Annotated in this window: 16 protein-coding genes; 11 read left to right on the top strand and 5 right to left on the bottom strand. The window is 64.2% G+C overall.

Annotated elements, in window-relative coordinates; translation table 11 throughout:
- The first annotated feature begins 349 nt into the window (after positions 1-349).
- The 6 genes from CGZ66_RS09265 to CGZ66_RS09240 all read left to right on the top strand — a co-directional run bounded on the left by CGZ66_RS09265 (position 350) and on the right by CGZ66_RS09240 (position 11,450).
- A complete protein-coding gene (locus tag CGZ66_RS09265) occupies positions 350-2,308 on the top strand; it encodes an NHL repeat-containing protein (RefSeq protein ID WP_095083677.1) in 1,959 nt (652 codons plus the stop codon).
- A gap of 10 nt (positions 2,309-2,318) precedes the next feature.
- Positions 2,319-6,176, top strand: coding sequence for a DUF7929 domain-containing protein (locus tag CGZ66_RS09260; protein ID WP_095083673.1), 3,858 nt, complete (start codon positions 2,319-2,321; stop codon positions 6,174-6,176).
- Positions 6,177-6,277: 101 nt separating this feature from the next.
- Positions 6,278-7,648: an IS1182 family transposase gene (locus CGZ66_RS09255; protein ID WP_095081263.1), complete on the top strand. Its 1,371-nt coding sequence runs from the start codon at positions 6,278-6,280 to the stop codon at positions 7,646-7,648.
- A 297-nt stretch (positions 7,649-7,945) separates the two neighbouring features.
- On the top strand, positions 7,946-8,623 hold the full coding sequence (rpe, locus tag CGZ66_RS09250; RefSeq protein ID WP_095083670.1) for a ribulose-phosphate 3-epimerase: 678 nt from the start codon (positions 7,946-7,948) through the stop codon (positions 8,621-8,623).
- Between the two features lie 391 nt (positions 8,624-9,014).
- A complete protein-coding gene (locus CGZ66_RS09245) occupies positions 9,015-9,761 on the top strand; it encodes a GntR family transcriptional regulator (protein WP_095083668.1) in 747 nt (248 codons plus the stop codon).
- A 174-nt stretch (positions 9,762-9,935) separates the two neighbouring features.
- Positions 9,936-11,450: a malonate--CoA ligase gene (locus CGZ66_RS09240; protein WP_095084353.1), complete on the top strand. Its 1,515-nt coding sequence runs from the start codon at positions 9,936-9,938 to the stop codon at positions 11,448-11,450.
- A gap of 24 nt (positions 11,451-11,474) precedes the next feature.
- On the opposite strand, the gene CGZ66_RS09235 is transcribed toward CGZ66_RS09240, so the two are convergent.
- The 5 genes from CGZ66_RS09235 to CGZ66_RS09215 are packed head-to-tail and all read right to left on the bottom strand — an operon-like array spanning position 11,475 to position 16,496.
- The gene (locus CGZ66_RS09235; RefSeq protein WP_095083666.1) at positions 11,475-12,587 is read right to left on the bottom strand and encodes an NAD(P)/FAD-dependent oxidoreductase; all 1,113 of its coding nucleotides are present in this window, start codon (positions 12,585-12,587) and stop codon (positions 11,475-11,477) included.
- 9 nt (positions 12,588-12,596) lie between these two features.
- Positions 12,597-13,772, bottom strand: a complete 1,176-nt coding sequence (nagA, locus tag CGZ66_RS09230) for an N-acetylglucosamine-6-phosphate deacetylase (protein ID WP_095083664.1) — start codon at positions 13,770-13,772, stop codon at positions 12,597-12,599.
- Positions 13,769-14,803: an SIS domain-containing protein gene (locus tag CGZ66_RS09225; RefSeq protein ID WP_167392082.1), complete on the bottom strand. Its 1,035-nt coding sequence runs from the start codon at positions 14,801-14,803 to the stop codon at positions 13,769-13,771. Before CGZ66_RS09225 ends, nagA begins: the two co-directional genes overlap by 4 nt.
- Positions 14,804-14,835: 32 nt before the next feature.
- Entirely contained in the window at positions 14,836-15,618 is a 783-nt protein-coding gene (locus tag CGZ66_RS09220) for a GntR family transcriptional regulator (protein WP_095083662.1), read from the bottom strand.
- On the bottom strand, positions 15,615-16,496 hold the full coding sequence (locus CGZ66_RS09215) for a glucosamine kinase nucleotide-binding domain-containing protein (RefSeq protein WP_095083660.1): 882 nt from the start codon (positions 16,494-16,496) through the stop codon (positions 15,615-15,617). Before CGZ66_RS09215 ends, CGZ66_RS09220 begins: the two co-directional genes overlap by 4 nt.
- Before the next feature lie 198 nt (positions 16,497-16,694).
- Here CGZ66_RS09215 and CGZ66_RS09210 point away from each other — a divergent pair, with 198 nt between their 5' ends.
- The 5 genes from CGZ66_RS09210 (at position 16,695) to CGZ66_RS09190 (ending at position 22,009) form a co-directional block, all read left to right on the top strand.
- Positions 16,695-17,654 (top strand): N-acetylmuramic acid 6-phosphate etherase, encoded by a 960-nt coding sequence (locus tag CGZ66_RS09210; protein ID WP_095083658.1) that lies wholly within the window; start codon positions 16,695-16,697, stop codon positions 17,652-17,654.
- A gap of 2 nt (positions 17,655-17,656) precedes the next feature.
- Positions 17,657-18,916 carry an ABC transporter substrate-binding protein gene (locus CGZ66_RS09205; RefSeq protein ID WP_095083656.1) on the top strand — a complete coding sequence of 420 codons (1,260 nt, stop codon included), beginning with the start codon at positions 17,657-17,659 and terminating at the stop codon, positions 18,914-18,916.
- Positions 18,917-19,171: 255 nt separating this feature from the next.
- A complete protein-coding gene (locus tag CGZ66_RS09200) occupies positions 19,172-20,101 on the top strand; it encodes a carbohydrate ABC transporter permease (protein WP_095083654.1) in 930 nt (309 codons plus the stop codon).
- A gap of 10 nt (positions 20,102-20,111) precedes the next feature.
- A complete protein-coding gene (locus CGZ66_RS09195) occupies positions 20,112-20,951 on the top strand; it encodes a carbohydrate ABC transporter permease (protein ID WP_095083652.1) in 840 nt (279 codons plus the stop codon).
- On the top strand, positions 20,948-22,009 hold the full coding sequence (locus CGZ66_RS09190) for a Gfo/Idh/MocA family protein (RefSeq protein ID WP_095083650.1): 1,062 nt from the start codon (positions 20,948-20,950) through the stop codon (positions 22,007-22,009). Before CGZ66_RS09195 ends, CGZ66_RS09190 begins: the two co-directional genes overlap by 4 nt.
- Positions 22,010-22,021: the final 12 nt, after the last annotated feature.

Raw genomic sequence — 22,021 nt, 5'->3', positions numbered from 1 at the left:
CGCGCGCAAGCATTCTGCGCAAGGCTTCCATGAACCTTTCCACCTCAGCCCGCGACTGATGTCCAGGTGCCGCATTGTGCGGCCCGGAAAGGAAGCCCCCATGACCATTAACCCAGAGGCTCTGAGGTCTCCGGGAACAACAGGAACTCGGCGCGACCACCGCCTTCGGGACGAGGTCGACGCGCTGGGCTTCCTGTTGATTCCGTTGACCCTGCGTAAGAGCAGGCGTATCGTCAAGATGAGGAAAGCAGACAATTCGATCAGGGAAGAACGTGCCGGACCACCGCGCCTTGCCCTGGTTTGCGCGGTAACGCCGGATGTTTCTCCCGTGGCTAACGGGGGTAGCTTCATGTCTCGCGTCCGCGGCACGTTCGTGTCTTCTCTCAACTGCGGCCTGCGCCGCGCCATGCATCCGGGCGGATTGCTGGCGCTGGCACTCACTGCCGGCCTTTGGCTGGGTGACGCAGCACGGGCGCAGGACACCCAGATCATCTATCCCGGCTCGATGGCGGTAACCGGATTTTCCGGCACCATCATTCCCAATTTCGACGAGGGCCTGCCGCCCGGCGTCGATCCGGTCGACGAAACCTTCATCGACACCACGCGCGCCACCTTGCGCGTGTTCGACGTCTCGCATCTCGGCGGGCCGGCCGCCGGCCAGCTCGTCTCCACGCCGCCGCCCTTCGAGGTGACGGCCGAACAGATCGGCCAGGTGTTCGGCCTCACCTATGATGACGGCGTGCGCGACGGAGTTCCGTCGGGCGTCCCCAATCTCTATGCCGGCGCCACCTCGCTGCACGGCATCCGCATCGTCACCCCGGATGCCGATAGCGATGGAAGGCCGGAGCGGCAGCGCCGCGGCGCGGCCGGCGCCACCTTCATGGATGGCCAGTTCGGCACTGAAAACGGTGGCGGGCCGGGTACCATCTGGAAGATCGACGGCATCACCGGCCAGGTCTCCAAATTTGCCGACATCGACACCAACAGCGGTCCCGGCATCGGCAATCTCACCTTCGATCCCATCCACCGCCAGTTCTTCGCTTCCGACCTCGACACCGGCCTGATCCATCGCATCGACGCCGAAGGCAGGCTGATCGACAGCTTCGACCATGGCGTTGCCGGGCGTCCGGCGCACGGACTGGCTCCGATCGCCGACGATGGTTCGGTGATGGACATACAGGGCGCCGCCTTCGATAGCGAAGACCCCGACAGCTGGGGCTACACGCAGGACGAGCGCCGCGTCTGGGGCGTCTCCTATCACGGCGGCCGGCTCTATTACTCGGTCGGCGAAAAGTCGGAAATCTGGTCGGTGGGCATTGCCCGCGACGGCACCTTTGCCGGCGACCCGCGCTGGGAACTGACGGTCAGGGCCGACAAGGATTACGCGGTCACCGACATCGCCTTCGACAACAGCGGCTTCATGTACCTGGCGCAGCGCGGCCCGGTCGAAAACCGCTATGATTACAGTCAGTTCGCCGATTCCGGCAAGGGCGAGGTCATCCGCTACTGGCGCGAGAATCCGGACGATCCGGCGACGGAATCGGTCTGGGTCGAAGTGCCGCAGGAATATGCGGTAGGCTTCCCGCAAGGCAACCGCCAGTCGGCCGGCGGTCTCGACCTGCAATATGGCTATGATGCCGACGGCAATCTCGACACCTCGGTCTGCACGCAGACGCTGGTCAACACCGGCGACAAGCTGCGCGACAATCCGGCGCTCGCCGAGCAGCTCGCCGCCGGCGGGCCGCTGGCCGTGCACGGCGTGCAGGTCACGCCCAAGGACCTGGTCAAGCCGGCCAACGTGCCGCCCTTCGGCTCCTGGTTCGTCGATTTCGACGGCTATTTCGAAGATCCCGAAGTGGAAGGCCATGTCGGCGACGTCGCGGTCTGGCATCCCTGTGAAGGTCGCGCCGGCTATTATGAAGAAATCCCGGGCGGCTATCTGCCCCCCTTCTACCCGCCGGACTTCCCACCGCCCGGCAATCTGCCTCCCTGTCTCGATGTCGAGGACGTCCAGTACTACTGCACGCCTTCCGGCCTCGAGGCCGATCTCTATCTCCATGACCATGCCGGCTTCGGCGGCGATTCGATCAAGGCCCAGTCCAGGACGCCAGGCGTCGGGGTGACTTCCCCCATGTCGCATGCGCTCGGCACGCCATACACGATCGGCATCACCGGCCACTACCCGGGCGACACAGTCGATGTTGGGCTCTGCTTCTACAGGAAGTCCGACAAGGACAAGGGTGGCTACTACCCTTGCTGCAAGATGACTTTGCCGCTCAGAACCCCAGCCGTCAGCTGCGAACGTTGAGGAGGGGAAGATGAAAAATCTCGCACTTTCCCCGCTCGCAACGAGCAACCAGTCAAAGCAGTCAACCGTCTTGGAGACGATCATGAAACCCCTGTCACTCGCCAGGCGCGGCGCGCGCTGGCTGATGGCGGCCGGTATCGCGGTCGCCACCCTGACCCCGGTGCAAGGCTTCGCCGAAGAGGTCTACACCGTCATTACGGAGCCCAGACTCGACCTCGACAATCCGCGCGTCATCAATCCGGAACCGGGCCGGGTCGTGCCTTTCTTCACCAAGAAGGGCACCCAGAGAGGCTGCGACTATGTCGTCTATTCCCTGAGCTTCGGCCTGCGCGGCGACCCGCAGGGTTTTGCCGACCCTGGCTTCGCGGCCAGACTGAAAAAGGCCCGGCTCGACTTCAAGGACCAGCTTCCGCACGGCCTTGAGATCGTCAACGTCAATGTGTCCGGCGACGGCACGGATGCGGCCGGCGGACCACTGCCGGGTGCAACGATCAGCACATCGGCAAATCCCAACGACACGGCGACGGTTTCCGATTTCCGGATTTCCGCCTCCGATCTCGACGGCGTCGGCGCTCCCAACGAGCGCGTCATCACCTTCCAGATCACGGCCAAGATCGACCATGCGGCGTTTCCTTCGCCGACCATCGTCGACAACCAGGGCATGATCAAGGTGACGCCGGAAGCCGGCACGGGGATCATCATCCCGTCGCAGGATCCGAGCAAGCCCGACGACGGCGACATCAAGACCGGCGAAAAGACCTCGATCAAGATCGATGTCACCAAGTGCAATCCGCCACCGCCGCCTCCCGGCAAGGAATGCTTCAAGGTGGAGCGCGGCACGGTTGATTGCGTGCCCGGTGGCGGCGCCTTCATCTACCACATGCCGGTCGGCCCGGAGATGGGCGGCAAATGGGTGCAGGTGTCGACGACGACACCCGGCATCACCATCATCCCCGACACCCAGCTGGTGCCGGCGGGCGGCGGCGTGCTCAACTGGAAGATCGTTGGCGCGTCACCCGGCGATGTCATCCACCTCATCGTCACCGGCATCGAAACCTATGCCGGCCCGGAGGAAGGCTGGGGCCTGTGCTGCACGCAGACCATCGACATCGTCATCCCGCGCGACCAGAGATGCCCGCCCAAGGATAAGGAACCGGACCTCAAGGTTGAAAAGCGTGCCGAAGTCCAGCGTTGCACGATGGGCGGCGGCTGCGACTTCACCATCAGGGTGACCAATGTCGGCACCGGTGCCTATCACGGCAAGATCGTGCTCGACGAGGTGACGCTGCCGGCCGGCTCGACGCTCGATTCGGGGCCAAATCCGCCTTGGGTCTGCGTACCCGGCACGACCCCCATGACGTGCACCTATCCGGTGACCACGCTCAATCCGGGAGCCTTCGTCGACCTCAAGCTCGGCTTCAAGCCGGCCGGAGGCTGGCAAGGCAGCGTGCTGCGCAACTGCGCCACCTACAATTATGCGGCCAGCGGCAAGCCGCTGTTCGGCAGCCAGTCGAACGATCGCGGCTGTGCCTCGATCCCGATCTGCCGGCGTGGCGATCGTGATCGCGAATGCCAGCCACCGGTCGAAAAGAAGGTCGACCTGATCCTGAAGAAGCGTGCCCGCACCGAGGTCTGCACGGCCGACGGCATCTGCACCTTCGTGATCGATATCATCAACAACGGCACCTTCACCTACAATGGACCGCTGACGGTGATCGACAGCTATCCAGGCGGCGCGCCTGCCTCCTCGACCTTCGGTCCGACCCCACCATGGACATGCGGCCCGACCGGCCCCGGCCAGTTCCGCTGCGACAATGCGGGCATATCGCTCGCACCGGGCGCCTCGACACCGATCTTCGTTAAGGCGGTCATGCCGGCCGGCTATCAGTCCGATACGGTGGAGAACTGCGCCGAGGTGAAGGCCATCCCTGGTGAAACCGATCTCACCAACAACAAGGCCTGCGCCAAGGAACGCATTCGTCACCCCAATGGCGGCAAGCCCGCCTTGCGCATCACCAAGGTGTGCAATGGCTCGCTGGCCGGTGCGGCGGTCGTCTCTTGCCGCATCACCGTCGTCAATGCCGGCACCGGTGCCCCCACCGGTCCGGTGCGGGTCAACGACGCCGCCACGCTGGTGGCGGGCGGCGCGCCCGTCCAGATCCAGACCGTCACCCCCGACGGCGCGGAATGGGCGTGCGGGCCGGTTCCGGCCAATGCGCTGTCGTGCCAGATTCCTGGTGCCGTCATGACACCTGGAACCAGCCGCCACTTCGACGTGACGGTTTCGGCGAACGGCGAGTTCGAAAACTGCGCGCGGGGCTCGTATGGTCCGGCGCCCGGCGACGACATCGTCTATCCGATCGGCCAGGCCTGCGCCAAGGGCGGCGGCTCTTCGACCATCCGCCTCGAAAAGACCGGCGACCGCGAATGCAAGCTCGGCCAACCCTGCTCGTTCGAGATCACCATCACGAACGATGGGACGAGCCCCTTCTCCGGTCCGGTTCGCATCGGTGATGCGATCGGCGTCGAAGGTCTCGGCAGGCTGGACGGCGTTGCGATCACCTCGATCGATCCGCCTTTCGGCTGCTCGCCGGAACCGGCGACCTTGCCACTGTCCTGCATTGCCAACCTGACGCTCGGCGCAGGGGAGAGCCAGGTGCACCAAGTCACCGTGGTCATTCCCGACGACGGCCGCCTGGCCAATCTGCAGGGCAATGTCAGCGGCCAGAACTGCGTCGGCGTCCTGTCTCCCGACACCCGGGTGCAAGGCGGCGACATGCTCCCCGGCGACCAGGCCAATGTCCAGGGCGATCGTGGCAAGGCCTATGCGTGCCATCCCTTCACCATCACACATGAGGTGAAGAACGAGTGCTCGCCAGGTTTCGTCAAGAACGACGCCGGCAGGTGTGTCTGCGCGCAAGGCACCACCTTCCGCAACGGCCAGTGCTCGCCCGACGGTGGCGTCATCGTCGAGCCAAAGCCGCGGCCCTGCGTGCTGCTCGAAGGCCAGATCCGCACCCAGGACGGACGTTGCGTCTGCCCACGCGGAACCGGGCTTCAAAACGGGAAGTGCGTCAAGACCGACAAGCCTGAGCAGTGCACGATCCGCGGTCAGGTCCACAATTCGGACGGCGATTGCGTCTGCCCGAAGGGTACGGAAGTCCGGGGCAATGCCTGCCGCCCGATCCGGCCGCAGCCCGAGCAGTGCACCGTCCGTGGCGAGGTCCACAATGCCGATGGCGACTGTGTCTGCCCGAAAGGTACGGAAGTCCGGGGCAATGCCTGCCGACCGATCCGGCCGCAGCCCGAGCAGTGCACCGTCCGTGGCGAGGTCCACAATGCCGATGGCGACTGTGTCTGCCCGAAAGGTACGGAAGTCCGGGGCAATGCCTGCCGACCGATCCGGCCGCAGCCCGAGCAATGCACCATCCGTGGCCAGGTCCACGACGCCAACGGCAATTGTGTCTGCCCGAGGGGTACCGAGGTGCAAGGCAATGCCTGCCGGCGCAAACAGCCGCCGGTGGAGCAGTGCGACATTCGCGGCCAGGTCCATAACAAGCGCGGCGAGTGTGTCTGTCCGCGCGGGACCGAGGTGATCGACGGCGCATGCCGCAGGTCCAGGCCGCAGGTGGAGGAGTGCGCACCGGGCTCGCAGATGATCAATGGCCAGTGCCAGCCGATCATCAGGCGGCACTGCCCGGAAGGCACGATTGGGCGCTATCCGAACTGCAGGCCGATCCGTGGCCAACTGGAGCCAGGCCTGCTGAACCCGAATGTCCTGCAGCAGCTGCTTCCGCGGGGCAAGACGCAAAGCGACCAGCAACAGCAGGGCGATCCGGCTGGAAACATCCAGAACTTGAAGCCGTAACCGCCAGCGCGACACAAGCCATAAACCCGCCGGAGCAATCCGGCGGCTCAGACTGCTGACAAACCCCTGGCTTTTGCTGGGGGTTTTTGATTCACTGGGTCATGTTGAAGCGACCCGCCCCCGAACAGACCGCGCTTGAGATGGTAACGTTGGATCAGCTTGTTCCGGCTGATCATCTGTTGCGCAAGATCGAGCGCGCGATCGACTTTTCGTTCATCCACGATCTGACCGCGCCGCTGTACTGCGCCGACAATGGCCGGCCGCCGCTCGACCCGACCTTGATGTTCAAGGCGCTGTTCATCGGCTACCTGTTTGGGGTTCGCTCGGAACGCCAGTTGGTGCGCGAGATCGAGGTCAACGTCGCCTATCGCTGGTTCCTGCGGCTGAAGCTGACGGACAAGGTGTTCGACGCCTCGACGCTGTCGCAGAACCGACGCCGGCGCTATCAGGATGAGACCATCGCGCAGGGTATCTTCGACAGGATCGTCGAGCAGGCGATCCGGCATGGGCTTGTCGACGGCACAGTGCTCTACACCGACAGTACGCATCTGAAGGCCAGCGCCAACAAGAACCGCTTCGACCTTGCGGTGGTGGCCAAGTCGCGCGCCGACTACTGGGAAGCGCTGGACGCCGCGATCGAGGAGGACCGGGTCCAACATGGCAAGAAGCCGTTGAAGGAGAAGGAACGCCAGCCCGCCGAGAAGCAGACCAAGGTGTCGCGTACCGACCCCGACAGCGGCTACATGGTGCGCGACGGCAAGCCGAAGGGCTTCTTCTATCTCGACCACCGCACGGTGGACGCCGCCCATGCCATCATCACCGACACCCATGCCACGCCGGCCAACGTGCATGACTCGATCGTCTATCTCTCACGCCTCGACCGACAGCGCCAACGCTTCGGCTTCCAAGTGGGGGCGGTTGGGCTCGATGCGGGATACGCAACCGCTGGCATCGCCAAGGGATTGGAGGACCGCGACATCCTCGGCGTCACCGGCTATCGCAATCCAACACCACCCAAGCCCGGCATGATGAGGAAAACCGCCTTCGCTTATGAGCCGGATCTGGATGGCTATCGCTGCCCACAGGGCCAGCTTCTCAGCTACGCCACCACCGATCGCAACGGCTACCGCCAATACAAGAGCGACCCGGCCATTTGCCAAACCTGCCCGCTGCTGGCCTCCTGCACGACCAACGCCGCCGCGACACGCACCATCACCCGCCATGTCTGGCAAGATGCGCGAGAGCGCATCGACGCCAATCGCCTCACCGGCTGGGGCAAGCTTATCTACCGCCGCCGCAAGGAGACCGTCGAGCGCTCCTTCGCGGACGCCAAGCAACTGCATGGCCACCGCTACGCCCGCTTCCGAAGTCACGTTCGCGTCGCCTGCCAGTGCCTGATTGCAGCCGCCGCCCAGAACATCAAGAAAATCGCCCTTTGCCTGTGGCCAAAGCCAAAACCAGGCATCGCCTGAGGCCAGCGAACCACGGGTCCCCGTCCTGCAACCTCCTGTCAAATTGTCCTGACAACGAAATCGCTAACCCGTTCAGTCGCATAAAACAAAACCCCGCCTAAAATAGACGGGGTTTGTCAGCAGTCTGACCCGCCGGAGCAATCCGGCGGGTTTTTGTTTGGACGGGCAAGGGGCAGCCGACATGGGCGGGACGTAGCCTGTGCAGCCAGCCGCCTGCGCACTCGACAAGTCACCTGCGGCGCATTAGGCAGTCGATAGAGTGGCCGAATGAGAAGGGCGCTCGGAAAGGCCGCGCCCATGAGCAAAAAAACCTTGATTGCACCCTCGGTGCTGGCATCGGATTTTTCCAGGCTCGGCGATGAAGTCGAAGCGGTGGTGGCTGCCGGCGCCGACTGGATTCACCTTGATGTCATGGACGGACATTTCGTCCCCAACATCACCTTCGGCCCTTCGGTGATCAAGGCGATCCGCAACCGCACCAAGGCCTTCTTCGACTGCCATCTGATGATCGCGCCGGCCGACCCCTATCTGGCCGCCTTCGCCGACGCTGGCTGCGACGGCATGACGGTGCATGCCGAGGCAGGGCCGCATCTCGACCGCTCGCTGCAGACCATCAGGAACCTTGGCAAGAAGGCCGGCGTGTCGCTCAATCCGGCAACACCGGAAAGTGCGGTCGAATATGTGCTCGACCGGCTCGATCTGATCCTGATCATGACCGTTAATCCGGGCTTCGGCGGCCAGGCTTTCATTCCGGCGATCGTCGACAAGGTGAAGCGGGTCAAGGCGCTGATCGGCAGCCGGCCGATCCGCATCGAGATCGACGGCGGTGTGTCAGCCGAAACCGCGCCTCTGGTCACTGCCGCCGGCGCCGACGTGTTGGTGGCAGGCGCCGCGATCTTCAAGGGCGGCAGCGTCGACGCCTACCGGCAAAACATCCAGGCGATCAGGACGGCAGCCGACAAGGCAGCCGGCTGATCCACGACGCCAATCCTGTCTTCAAGTCCAATTGGCCGCCAACGGCTCTCATGCCCGGCAGGGTCCGTCAGAATCTGATTCGCGAAGCATCGAGCCTGGACGAGACGCCTGATTCGGTCCGTCTTTTGCGCGCGGCAGAAAAGCCGATCGCGCGTGCTCACAAGAACAGATGATCCTGCGTGCATACAAAACACGTTAAGTTTCCGAAGGTTGTAGAAATACGCGACTTTGCATCGCTGATCGGCAAAATGCCGTATATTTCTTCGTGCTTAAGTACAATAGCGTGATCTTCTGCTTGAGCCTCCGAGGCCAGACGCGATATGGTACGTGTACGAAGGGGGATGCTTCGGACTCGAATTGCCCAAACATAATTTGGGGACAAGGAGTCGCTTTGACATACGGAGCTGCCAATCTGAACGACGACGGCGCAGGGCCCAAGAGCACGCTTGCCAGCACGGTCTATCACCAATTGCGGGATGACCTTCTCGGTGGAGTTCTTGAAGCCGAGAGCAAGCTGCGGGTCGAATGGGTGGTTTCCAAATATGGAGCCGGCGCTTCCCCTGTCCGCGAGGCTCTCAATCGCCTCGCCTCGGAAGGACTTCTCGGCAGGCACGACCAGCGCGGCTTCTTCATTATGCCGGTCAGCGCGGCGGAGCTCGAAGAGCTGACGCGCACCCGTTGCTGGCTTGAGGAGCGGGCGCTTCGCGAATCGATCGCCCACCGCACCGCCGAATGGGAAGAACAACTCGTACTGGCGCTGCATCGCCTGGGGCGTGCATCACGTCTTTCGCCACAGGATCTCTCGTCGCTCAATCCGGATTGGGAGAAGTTGCACCGCGTGTTTCATCGGGTCCTGATTTCGGCCTGCCGGTCGCAATGCCTGGTGGGATTCTGCGAGCAGCTTTCCGATCACGCCTACCGCTACCGGCAAATGGCGAGTGACAGCGAAAGCGCCCAGCGCGACGATTTCGGCGAGCATCGCCGGATCGCCGAATGTGCGCTGGACGGCAATGCCGACGGCGCCGTCGAAGCACTGATCAATCACTACCAGCTGACCGCTGCCATGTGCATGGAACGCATCAGGCAAAGTGAGCCTCTGAAGTCGGTCGCCGGCAAGGCGGCACGCGCCCGGCGATAGCGTCGGCTCCGGCAGTCTTTTGCAGCCATCCCTGCAGCCCATAGGCGCCACGGGCAGACACCTGTCCGCGGGTCTTGACGGCGCGGCCAAGAACCGCGAACTCTTCGCCGCCCATGCATGCCGCTCGAAAAGCATGCCCGGCGCCGCCGTCTCTACTATCCCCGGGAAGACTTCATGAGCAACCATCTGTTCGACGAGTTCCGTTCCCGGATGCCGGCGCCCGATCGCTTGTTGATGGAAACCGATGATGGGCGCTCGCTGACCTATGGCGATATGCTGGCGCGGTCGGCGCAGCTCGCGCATGCGCTCTTGCAGTTGGATGTCGAGCCCGGCGATCGCGTCGCCGTGCAGGTCGAGAAGAGTCCCGAAGCTGTCCTGCTCTATCTCGCCTGCCTGCGTGCCGGCGCCGTCTTCCTGCCACTCAACACCGCCTACACACTGGCCGAGCTGGAGTACTTCTTCGGCGACGCAGCACCACGCCTGGTCGTCTGCGATCCGGCCAGGGCGGCCGACATCGGCGCACTGGCGGAAAAATCGGGCGGCGTCACCGTCACGCTCGGCCGCAATGGCGAGGGATCGCTGACGGATCAGGCCTCACGGCTGCCGGCTGACTTCCACGACGTGGTGCGGGCCAAGGACGATCTCGCGGCGATCCTCTACACCTCGGGAACGACCGGCCGCTCGAAAGGCGCCATGCTTAGCCACGAGAACCTTGCTTCGAACGCGCGGGTGCTGGTCGACCACTGGCATTTCACGGCCGACGACGTGTTGATCCACGCCCTGCCGATCTTCCATACCCATGGCCTGTTCGTCGCCACCAATGTCGTCCTGATGGCCGGCGCCTCGATGCTGTTCGAGCAGAAATTCGACCCGGCCCGCATCGTCTCGCTGCTGCCGCGCGCCACGGCCCTGATGGGCGTGCCGACCTTCTACGTGCGCCTGCTGCAGCAGGACGGGCTGGACCGGCAGGCGGCAAAGACCATCCGCCTGTTCATTTCCGGTTCGGCGCCGCTGCTGGCCGAGACGCACAAGGCCTGGCGCGCGCGCACCGGCCACGCGATCCTCGAACGCTACGGCATGACCGAAACCAACATGAACACCTCGAACCCCTATGACGGCGAGCGGCGCGCCGGCACGGTCGGCTTCCCCCTGCCGGGTGTAGCGCTTCGCATCGCCGATCCCGAAACTGGCAGGCCGCTCGCTCAGGGCGAGGTCGGCATGATCGAGGTCAAGGGACCGAACGTCTTCGGCGGCTATTGGCGCATGCCGGAAAAGACCAAGGCGGAATTCCGCGCCGACGGCTTCTTCATCACCGGTGATCTCGGCATTGTCGACGCCGACGGCTACGTCCACATCGTCGGCCGCGGCAAGGATCTGATCATTTCCGGCGGCTACAACATCTATCCGAAAGAGCTCGAAAGCGAGATCGACGCGCTTGACGGGGTGAGTGAAAGCGCCGTCATCGGCGTCGCCCATCCGGATTTCGGCGAAGGCGTCACCGCTGTCGTCGTGCGGTCGCCGGCATCGAACATCACCGGCGCCGAAATTCTCGGCGCCATCGCTGAACGCGTCGCAAAATACAAGCACCCGAAGCAGGTGATCTTCGTCGACCAATTGCCGCGCAACACCATGGGCAAGGTGCAGAAGAACCTGCTGCGCGATACCTACAGGGGTCTCTACACATCGTAAGGCTGGACGTGCGCAGGCAGCTCGTCAGCCGGGGTACAGCAGCTCGACGACATGCTCGGCGATTGCCAGGCTTGCCGTCAGGCCGGGGCTCTCGATGCCGAACAGATTGACGATCGGCCCGGCGCCATGGTCGGCCGGACCCTGGATCATAAAGTCGGCCGCCGGCTGGCCCGGGCCGGACAGTTTTGGCCGGACGCCGGCATAAGCCGGCTGCAACGCGCCGTCGGCAAGATCGGGCCAATAGCGCCTGATCTCGCCGTAGAAGGCCGCACCACGAGCAGGGTCGACCGTGTAGTCCACGCTGTCGATCCATTCGACATCCGGGCCGAAGCGCGCGCTGCCGCCCAGATCGAGGGTGAGATGGACGCCGAGGCCGCCATTGACCGGCACCGGATAGATCAGCCGCGAGAAGGGTGACCGGCCCGAGAGTGAAAAATAATTGCCGCGCGCCAGCCATCGCTGCGGAACAAGGTGTTGCGGAAAACCTTCGATACGGCCGGCGAGAGCCTGCGCATCGAGGCCCGCGGCGTTGACGAAGGCGCCAGCCTTCAGGGCGAAGCCCTCGCCCTCGGCATCGCGCGTGTCGACCCGGATACCATCGGCTTCGATCGCCGCTCCGGTAACGGACGTGAGCAATGCGAAGGATGCACCGGCGGCCTCGGCATCGCCGCGCAGCGACAGCATCAGTGCTTGGCTGTCGACGATGCCGGTCGATGGCGACAGCAACGCGCCGGCGCATTCCAGCGCGGGTTCGAGGCTCTCGGCTTGTGCCTGCGTCAAGATTTCGAGATCGCCAACGCCGCAACTCTGCGCGTTGGCCCTGATCGCGTCCAGCCTGTCCAACTGGCCCGGTTCGACGGCGACGATCAGCTTGCCGGTGCGCGCATGGGCAACATTGTGCTCGCGGCAATAGGCATAGAGCCGCTGGCGGCCTTCGACGCAGAGCCGGGCTTTCAGGCTGCCCGGCGCATAGTAGAGCCCGGCATGGATGACTTCCGAATTGCGCGAACTTGTGCCGGTGCCGATCGCGCCGGCCTGCTCGACCACCAGCGCCTCGCGGCCCGACAGGGCGAGCGCCCTGGCGATAGCGAGCCCGACGACACCTGCTCCTGCAATGACGCAATCGATGTCATGCATGGCCTGATATCACCCAGCGCTGTTGGAGCCTGCAAAAACCTTGTCGCCGCCGATCCAGACGCCTCTGATGTCGAGATCGTCCGACAGCGCAACGATATCGGCTGCCGTGCCGTTGGCGAAGCGCCCGAGCCGGTGCGACTGGCCGATCGCTTGCGCGGGATAGAGCGAGGCCATGCGCAAGGCTTCGGAAAGCTCGACCCCGACGACGCGGTGGATGAACCGAACGGCCGAGATCATGTCGAGATCGGCACCCGCAAGCGTCCCGTCGGCAAGCCGCAGGCTGCCATCCCTGCGGTAGATGGTGCGGCCGTTGAGCGTGAACGAGGTCATGTCGGTGCCGATCGGCGCCATGGCGTCGGTGACCAGCACGATTTTGGCCGGTCCCTGCTTGGCGCGCAGCGCGATCTTGATGGTGGCGGGATCGACATGGATGCCGTCGGCGATGAGGCCGGCCGACAGCGAGCCGATATCGATGGCGGCGCCAGCCAGCCCGGGCTCGCGGTTGCCGATCTGGCTCATCGCGTTGAACAGATGCGTGACCATCGAGGCGCCGGCCGCGGCAAAGGTGCTGGCCGTGGCGTAGCCGGTGTCGGAATGGCCGAGGCTGACGATGACGCCGGCCCTGGTCAGCGCCGAGACCCGTGCCGGTTCGACGGATTCCGGTGCGATGGTGGTCAAAAGAACCGGCAGTTTTTGCCGCGCCGCGATCAGCTTCACCTGGTCGGCGTCCAGCATCGGCCGGATCAGCGCCGGATCATGCGCGCCCTTGCGGGCGATCGACAGATGCGGGCCTTCGAGATGCAGGCCGAGGAAACCCGGCAGCCTGCGCAGCGCCGCAGCTTCGCCGGCGGCGATAGCGGCAGCGGTGATGGCGGGCGTATCGGTGATCAGCGTCACCAAGAGCGCGGTCGTGCCGAAGGGCGCATGCGCCCGGCAGATGGTTTCGAGCGAGGCGACATCGGGGTGGTCGTTGAGCATGACGCCGCCGCCGCCATTGACCTGCAGGTCGACGAAGCCGGGCGCCAGCATGCCGCCGCCGGTCTCGACGACGCGGATGTCGGAGGCAATGGCGCCGGCGGGCAGGATGGCCTCGACGAGGCCGTCGCGCACGACGAGTGCTGCGCCGTCGTGCCAGTCGTCGCCGTCGAAAATGCGGGCGCCAGTCAGGGCAAAACGGTCGCTCATACGGTCTCCGTCACCTTGCGAAGATTGCGCGGCGTGTCCGGATCGAGGCCGCGATGGCGGGCAAACGCCTCGACGAACATGTAGAAAGAGACGATCAGCGTCAGCGGATCGGTTAGCGGATGGCCGGTGGCGACATGCGGCAGGCGCACGGCACGCTGGGCAAGTGCGGAGGTGACGAACACCGGCGCACCCTTGGCCGCCAGGCTGTCGGCGGCTTCGGCCACGGACGGCTCGGATGCGTCACGCGCGGCCAGCGCCAGTACCGGAAAGTCCGGGCCGATCAGCGCCAGCGGGCCATGCATGACTTCGGCCGCACTATAGGCCTCGGCATGCATGCCGCAGGTCTCCTTGAATTTCAGCGCCGCCTCGTTGGCCATCGCTGCCGACGGGCCGCGGCCGAGGATGAACAGCGACTTCTGCTTTTCGATCGTTTCGGACAGCACCGTCATCCAGTCGCAGGCGATCGCCTTGCGGAAATGCTCAGGCAATTGGAAGAGCGCCGCCAGCAGCGCCTCGTCTCCAGTGGCATGAGCCATCAGGCCAAGACCGGCGACGGCGGAATTGATGAAGGTCTTGGTCGCCGCGACGCTGCGCTCCGGTCCGGCCAGGATATCGATGGCATAGTCCGAGGCACGCGCCAGCGGCGAATCGGCGGTGTTGGTGATGGCGATGGTCAGTGCGCCACCGGCCCGCGCCGTCTCGGCCATGGCGACGATGTCGGGGCTCTTGCCCGACTGCGAAATCGCCAGGCAGGCCGAACCGCCGAGCCTGAGCTCGGCTCCATAGATCGACGCGATCGACGGGCCCACCGATGCGACGGCAAGGCCCGCGGTCAGCTCGACGGCATATTTCATGAAGGTCGCGGCATGGTCGGACGAACCGCGCGCTACGGTGACGACAAATTGCGGGTCGCGTTCGCGGATGCCGCGCCCGGCTTCGGTCAGCACGGCGCCGGAACCATCGAGCAGGCGGGCGACGGCCAGCGGAATCTCTTCGATCTCGCGCCGCATATGTGTCATCCCAGCCGACATGGTCGGCTCATTCGGCATTGTCGGCTCTGTGGTCATGGTCGGCCCTCTTCGCTCGGCCCTGTCAGCCGCAGTTCGGCGACGAAATCATAGGCGTCGCCTCTGTAGATGGAACGGGTGAATTCGATCACCTTGCCGCTCGCCAGATAGGAGATGCGTTCGATGTGCAGGCCGGCAATGCCCGGCGGCACCTCGAGCAGGCGCGCGTCGCCGTCGCCGAGGTTGGCGGCGGAGATGCGCTGCACCGCCCGCACCGGCCGGTTGCCGGTCAATTCCAGCGCCGCATAGAGCGAGGAACCTATTCCCGCCGGGTCGGGCAGCACGCTGGCCGACAGCGAGGCGCGTTCGATCGCCAGCGGCGTGTCGTTGGCGATACGCAGGCGCGCCACCCGCGCCACCAGTTCGTTCGACGACAGGCCGAGCACCATCATCTCGTCGGGCGAGGGCGCATAAAGGCCGCGGTCGAGCCAGGCCGAACGCACCGCCATGCCGCGCCGCGCCATGTCCTCGGTAAACGAGGTCAGCCGCGACAGCGACTGCTCGACGCGCTCCATGCGCGGCGCCACGAACGTGCCGGAGCCATGGCGTTGCACCAGGATGCCGCCCTTGACCAGGTCCTGCACCGCCTTGCGCACGGTGACGCGCGAAATGTCGGCCTTGCTGGCGATGTCACGCTCCGAGGGCAGTGCGTCGCCCGGTCCGATCAGACCGCGATTGACGGCGTCCTCGATGCTTTTCCTGAGTTGCAGATAAAGTGGCGCACCGCTTTGCGACGACTGTTTCAGCATGGCGAAGATCTGGTCGGCGGTATCGTTCATCGAGCCGCCTCCACTGTCCCGGCGAAAAGCCGGGCCGCCATCTGCACGGCGCCGCCCAGCGCATCGTCGAGCGGTGGCTTCAGCAGCGCCCGGTAGCGGACCGAAAGGCGCGACGCGTAAAGCGGCGCCAGGCCGCCGAGCAGGCACAGCGGCGCGTCGTCCGCAAGGTCGAGCGCGCCGAGCGCGGCTTCGACATCGGCGACCACCCTGTCCAGGATCCAGTTGGCAACGCTGTCGCCCTTTTCGGCATGCTCGAAGACCTTGGGCGCGAAGCCGCCGAAATCGCCGGGCTTGGCATTGGTGGTGAATTCGACCACATCCTGCGGATTGTTGCGGAAGACCGCCAGCATGCTCTGCGTCAGCGGCGAGCCCTCGCGGACGCCGTCATAGGCAAGCAGCGTCTGTTCGAGCAGGTCGCGTCCGATGCGGGCGCCGCTGCCCTGGTCGCCGACCTGAAAGCCCCAGCCGCCGATGGCGCGCGACTTGCCGTTCTTGCGCGCCATATAGGCGGTGCCGGTGCCGAGGATCGCCATGGCGCCGTCGCCGGCGCCGACGGCCCCTTCCAGCGCAATCTCGGCGTCGGTCTCGACACGGCTGATGCTGAACGGCAGGATCGCTTCGAGTTGCTGCCGGTAGGTGCCGACATTGGCGCCGGCAAGGCCGAGGATGGCCGGTGTCTGCGGGATCAGCTCCGGATCCTGTCCGGCGGCGACGAACGCCTGCCTCGCCGCCTCGACGATGTTCGACCGGGCGCCGGTGAGATCGGTGCGGATGTTGGCGGCACCGCTCTTGGCGCGGCCTATGACGGCGCCATCCGCGGTTGCCAAGGCGGCCCTGCAGCTGGTGCCGCCGCCATCGATGCCGAGCACGAAATTCACGCGATTTCTCCTCCGGGCGGATAATACCAATAAAATACCAATAGCCAAGAGTTAATTTCCGTTTCAAAAAGATTAAGCCGTATTTTATTGAAAACTCTAGGCATTTCGCCGGCTCAGTGATTTCCGACCAGCGAATTCGTTAATGCATGTGGACAAGTGGTATTTTTTTGGTATTGTTTCCGCATTGGAGGAACCGGGATGGCCGAAACGCGCACCGAAGCGCTTCACCAAAATGCCGAGGGGCTGGATATCCAGGCCCCGGACGCCATCCTTTCTTCTTTGGCCGACGCGCAGATCGAGGCTGCAAAAGTCGTGCGCCACGCCATTCCCTCCATTGCCAGGGCGGCCGAGATCATCGCCGGCAGGTTGAGCAGCGGCGGCAAGCTTGCCTATGCCGCGGCCGGCAGTTCAGGCCTGATGGCGCTGGCCGATGCGCTTGAGCTTCCGGGCACCTTCGGCATTCACCGCGACCGCATCGCCATCCTGATCGCCGGCGGCGACGAAGCCTTCCGGACATTGGCCGGCGGTCCAGAGGACGACACCGAGGAGGCGGCAGCAGCCGTCATCAATGCTGGCATCGGCAAGGGCGATTGCCTGATCGCCATTTCGGCCAGCGGCACGACGCCCTATGCGGTCCGGGCCATCGAGGAAGCCGCCCGTCGCGGGGCCGCCACCATCGGCATCGCCAACAACCGGGACTCGGCCCTGCTGCGGCAGGCCGAAACCGCCATCCTGCTCGAAACGCCGCCGGAACTGATTGCCGGCTCGACGCGCATGGGCGCCGGCACCGCCCAGAAGATCGCGCTCAACATGCTGTCGACGCTGACCGCCGTCCATCTCGGCCATGTGCATGACGGCTACATGGTCAACCTGATGGCCGACAACATCAAGCTGCGCGACCGCGCGGCTCGCATCGTCGCCGCCGTCAGCGGGCGCGGCAGGGACGAAGCGGCGCGCCTGCTCGAGAAGAGCGGCGGCGCGGTCAAGACCGCCATTCTGCTCGCCGCCGGCGCCGACAGCGCCGATGCGGCGGAGAAACTGCTGGAAGGAACCGGCCAGAAGCTGAGGCCGGCGCTTTCCGCGATCGAGGGGAGCAAGGGGCGCGCTGCCTCTGTTCTCATCAAAACCGAACCTGAAAAAGGTCAACAGGGAGACTGAGTATGACAACGAAACTACTGACGGCACTGCTTCTGGGCACCAGCATTCTCGGCTCGGCCGGGGTGGCTAATGCTGCAGACGTAACGCTCAACATCGAAAGCTGGCGCGGTGACGACCTTGCCATCTGGAAGGACAAGCTGATCCCGGCCTTCGAAGCCAAGAACCCGGGTATCAAGGTGGTGTTCGCACCGTCGGCACCGACCGAGTATGACGCCGCCCTTGGCGCCAAGCTCGCCGCCGGCTCGGCGGGCGACCTGATCACCTGCCGCCCGTTCGACAAGTCGCTTGAACTGTTCAAGAAGGGCAACCTTGCCGACCTCTCGGCGCTGCCCGGTATGGAGAACTTCTCGCCGGTGGCCAAGTCCGCCTGGCAGACCGACGACGGCAAGGCGAGCTTCTGCGTGCCGATGGCCTCGGTCATCCACGGCTTCATCTACAACAAGGACGCCTTCGACAAGCTCGGCATCAAGGTGCCGGAGACCCGCGACGAGTTCTTCGCCGCGCTCGACAAGATCAAGGCCGACGGCACCTACATCCCGATGGCGATGGGCACCAAGGATCTCTGGGAAGCCGCGACCATGGGCTACCAGAATATCGGCCCCAACTACTGGAAGGGCGAGGACGGCCGCGCTGCCTTGATCAAGGGCGACCAGAAGCTGACCGACAAGGATTGGGTCGCGCCGTATGAGGAACTGGCCAAGTGGAAGCCGTATCTCGGCGACGGCTTCGAAGCACAGACCTATCCGGACAGCCAGAACCTGTTCACGCTTGGCCGCGCCGCCATCTACCCGGCCGGTTCTTGGGAAATCGGCCTGTTCAACACCCAGGCCCAGTTCAAGATGGGCGCCTTCCCGCCGCCGGTCGAGAAAGCCGGCGACACCTGCTACATCTCCGACCATACCGACATCGGCATGGGCCTGAATGCAGCTTCGAAAAACGCCGATGCGGCCAAGACCTTCCTGTCCTGGGTCGCCTCGCCGGATTTCGCCACCATCTACGCCAACGCGCTGCCAGGCTTCTTCAGCCTGAACTCCTCGCCGGTGAAGATGGCAGACCCGCTTGCGCAGGAATTCGTCTCCTGGCGCGGCAAGTGCAAGTCGACGATCCGCTCGACCTACCAGATCCTGTCGCGCGGCACGCCGAACCTCGAAAACGAGACGTGGGTTGAATCGGCCAACGTCATCAACGGCACCGACACCCCGGAAGCTGCGGCCAAGAAGCTGCAGACCGGCCTCGACAGCTGGTACAAGCCGGCGAAGTAAGAGCTCAGGCAACGAGATCGGCCGGGCGTACGCCTGGCCGGTCTCGGACTACCCTGGTTCTTCAGATTGCGCCCGTTCAGATAGCGATTGTCGGCACCGCCTCTCGGCCTTACCCTTGCTTTTCTTGGGGAAGGCTAGCTGATCAGTCGCAGGCCTTTGTTCTTGCCGCACCGGGCAAGAATGTTCGGGCCGTGCATCGAGGCATCATCTAGATCAACACCCATTTGGAACCGAGAGACGGCGGGGACCGAACTCATGGCCGCAGACACACGACCGAAAAGACCGTTCCGTTGGCACGTTGGCGTCTTCCTGGCGCCGGCGGTGCTTGTCTATACGGCGATCATGATCCTGCCGCTGGCCGGCACACTGCAGCTGTCGCTGTTCCGCAACATCGAGCAGCACCAGGTGTTCGTCGGGCTGGAAAACTTCCGCACGTTGTTCGGCGACCCCAACTGGTCGGTGAATTTCTGGAACGCCCTGAGGAACAACACCTGGTTCTTCATCATCCACATGCTGGTGCAGAACCCGATCGGCGTCATGCTGGCTGCACTTCTGTCCAGCCCGAGACTGAGATTCTCGGCCTTCTACCGCACGGCGATCTTCGTGCCGACCATCCTGTCCTTCGTCATCGTCGGCTTCGCCTGGAAGCTGATCCTGTCGCCCTTGTGGGGCGTGGCGCCGCATCTCCTCGATCTCGTCGGCCTGAAAAGCCTGTTCACGCCCTGGCTGGGCAAGGAAGAATACGCGCTGACGGCGCTCAGCCTGATCTCGGTATGGCAGTTCGTCGGCATCCCGATGATGCTGATCTATGCCGCCCTGCTGTCGATCCCCGAAGAGGTGATCGAGGCAGCCGAATGCGACGGCATCACCGGCATGTCGCAGTTCTGGAAGATCAAGCTGCCGCTGATCCTGCCGTCGATCGGCATCATCTCGATCCTCACCTTCGTCGGCAATTTCAACGCCTTCGACCTGATCTACACCGCGCAAGGCGCGCTCGCCGGGCCGAACTATTCGACCGATATTCTCGGCACTTTCCTCTACCGCGCCTTCTTCGGCTTCCAGTTGCAGGTCGGCGACCCCAACATGGGCGCGGCGATCGCCACGATGATGTTCCTGATCATCCTTGGCGGCGTCTGCGTCTATCTCTTCCTCGTGCAGACGCGCCTGCGTCGCTACCAGTTCTGAGGGGCAAGAGATGAGCACCGCCACCCGTTCCCTGCCCCGCACCATCGGCGCACACGCAATCCTGTTGACCTATACGGCGATCGCGCTGTTTCCGGTGATCCTCGTCATCATGAATTCGTTCAAGTCCCGCGCCGGCATCTTCGGCGCGCCGCTGACGCCGCCGACGCCAAAAACCTTCGACCTGATCGGCTACACCACCGTCATCGGCCAGGGCGATTTCATCCACTATTTCCAGAACAGCCTCGTCGTCACCGTCGCGTCACTGTTCTTCGTGCTTCTGTTCGGCGCCATGGCCGCCTTTGCGCTGTCGGAATACCGCTTTCGCGGCAACTCGCTGATGGGGCTCTATCTGGCGCTCGGCATCATGATCCCGATCCGCCTCGGCACCGTCGCCATCCTGCAGCTGATGGTAGCGAGCGGGCTGGTCAACACGCTGACGGCGCTGATCCTGGTCTACACCGCGCAAGGCCTGCCGCTCGCCATCTTCATCCTGTCGGAATTCATGAAGCAGGTGTCCGACGACCTGAAGAACGCCGGCCGCATCGACGGGCTGTCCGAATACACCATCTTCTTCCGGCTGGTGCTGCCGCTGGTCAGGCCGTCTATGGCGACCGTCGCCGTCTTCACCATGATCCCGATCTGGAACGACCTGTGGTTCCCGCTGATCCTGGCCCCGTCGGAAGAGACCAAGACGGTGACGCTCGGCGCGCAATTGTTCCTCGGCCAGTTCGTCACCAACTGGAACGCGATCCTGGCCGCACTCTCGCTGGCGATCATGCCGGTGCTGATCCTCTACGTCATCTTCTCGCGGCAGCTGATCCGCGGCATCACCTCGGGAGCCGTCAAGTGAGTTCGCAAGCACCCCTTCGCGTCGTCGTCGCCGGCCTTGGCAATATGGGCCGCAGCCACGCGCTGGCCTATCACACCAATCCGGGTTTTCAGATCGCGGCACTGGTCAACCGCTCCGATGTGCCGCTGCCGGAAGGGCTTTCAGGCTATGGCATCAGGCGTTCCTTCGACGAGGCTTTGCGCGACGAGAAGCCCGACGTCGCCTGTATCGCCACCTATTCCGACAGCCATGCCGACTATGCGGTGAAGGCGTTCGAGGCCGGCTGCCATGTCTTCGTCGAAAAGCCGTTGGCGACGACTGTGGCCGATGCCAAACGCGTTGTCGCGGCCGCCAAGGCCAATGGCAGAAAACTGGTAATCGGCTACATCCTGCGCCATCACCCGTCCTGGATCAGGCTGATCGCCGAGGCGCGTAAGCTCGGCGGCCCCTATGTCTTCCGCATGAACCTCAACCAGCAATCCTCCGGCCATACCTGGGACACGCACAAGCAGTTGATGCAGACGACGTCGCCGATCGTCGACTGCGGCGTGCACTATCTCGACGTGATGCTGCAGATCACCGACGCCAGGCCGGTCGAGGTGCGCGGCATGGGGTTGCGGATGAGCGAGGAGATCGCGCCCTCGATGTACAATTACGGCCATCTGCAGGTGCTGTTCGATGACGGTTCGGTCGGCTGGTACGAAGCCGGCTGGGGTCCGATGATTTCGGAAACGGCCTTCTTCGTGAAGGACGTCATTTCGCCCAATGGCTGCGTGTCGATCGTCATGAAGGAGGGTGTGAAGTCCGATGACATCGATACCCACACCAAGACCTCGACCATTCGCCTGCACAGTGCGGCGACCGGCCCGGACGGCAAGTTCGCCAAGCCGGACGAAATGCTGTCGATGGCGGGCGAGCCCGGCCATCAGGACCTCTGCGATCTCGAACAGGCCTTCGTGCTGAAGGCGATCCGCGAGGATATCGATCTCACCAGGCACATGGACGACGCGGTGAAGTCGCTCGCTGTCTGCCTTGCCGCAGACGAGAGCGTGCGCAGCGGCGCAGCCGTCAAACTCTAGAACAGGGACGAA

Origin of the sequence: Mesorhizobium sophorae (assembly GCF_002270415.1) — a bacterium.
Classification (GTDB): domain Bacteria; phylum Pseudomonadota; class Alphaproteobacteria; order Rhizobiales; family Rhizobiaceae; genus Mesorhizobium; species Mesorhizobium sophorae.
This window is presented reverse-complemented; position numbering and strand designations above follow the sequence as displayed.

Bases quoted from the DNA above. Each gene is read 5' to 3' on its own strand.
- CGZ66_RS09255 (WP_095081263.1), top strand. From the start codon at position 6,278: ATGTTGAAGCGACCCGCCCCCGAACAGACCGCGCTTGAGATGGTAACG.
- rpe (WP_095083670.1), top strand. From the start codon at position 7,946: ATGAGCAAAAAAACCTTGATTGCACCCTCGGTGCTGGCATCGGATTTT.
- CGZ66_RS09235 (WP_095083666.1), bottom strand. From the start codon at position 12,587: ATGCATGACATCGATTGCGTCATTGCAGGAGCAGGTGTCGTCGGGCTC.
- nagA (WP_095083664.1), bottom strand. From the start codon at position 13,772: ATGAGCGACCGTTTTGCCCTGACTGGCGCCCGCATTTTCGACGGCGAC.
- CGZ66_RS09265 (WP_095083677.1), top strand. From the start codon at position 350: ATGTCTCGCGTCCGCGGCACGTTCGTGTCTTCTCTCAACTGCGGCCTG.
- CGZ66_RS09240 (WP_095084353.1), top strand. From the start codon at position 9,936: ATGAGCAACCATCTGTTCGACGAGTTCCGTTCCCGGATGCCGGCGCCC.
- CGZ66_RS09210 (WP_095083658.1), top strand. From the start codon at position 16,695: ATGGCCGAAACGCGCACCGAAGCGCTTCACCAAAATGCCGAGGGGCTG.
- CGZ66_RS09260 (WP_095083673.1), top strand. From the start codon at position 2,319: ATGAAAAATCTCGCACTTTCCCCGCTCGCAACGAGCAACCAGTCAAAG.
- CGZ66_RS09220 (WP_095083662.1), bottom strand. From the start codon at position 15,618: ATGAACGATACCGCCGACCAGATCTTCGCCATGCTGAAACAGTCGTCG.
- CGZ66_RS09200 (WP_095083654.1), top strand. From the start codon at position 19,172: ATGGCCGCAGACACACGACCGAAAAGACCGTTCCGTTGGCACGTTGGC.
- CGZ66_RS09225 (WP_167392082.1), bottom strand. From the start codon at position 14,803: ATGTCGGCTGGGATGACACATATGCGGCGCGAGATCGAAGAGATTCCG.
- CGZ66_RS09195 (WP_095083652.1), top strand. From the start codon at position 20,112: ATGAGCACCGCCACCCGTTCCCTGCCCCGCACCATCGGCGCACACGCA.
- CGZ66_RS09205 (WP_095083656.1), top strand. From the start codon at position 17,657: ATGACAACGAAACTACTGACGGCACTGCTTCTGGGCACCAGCATTCTC.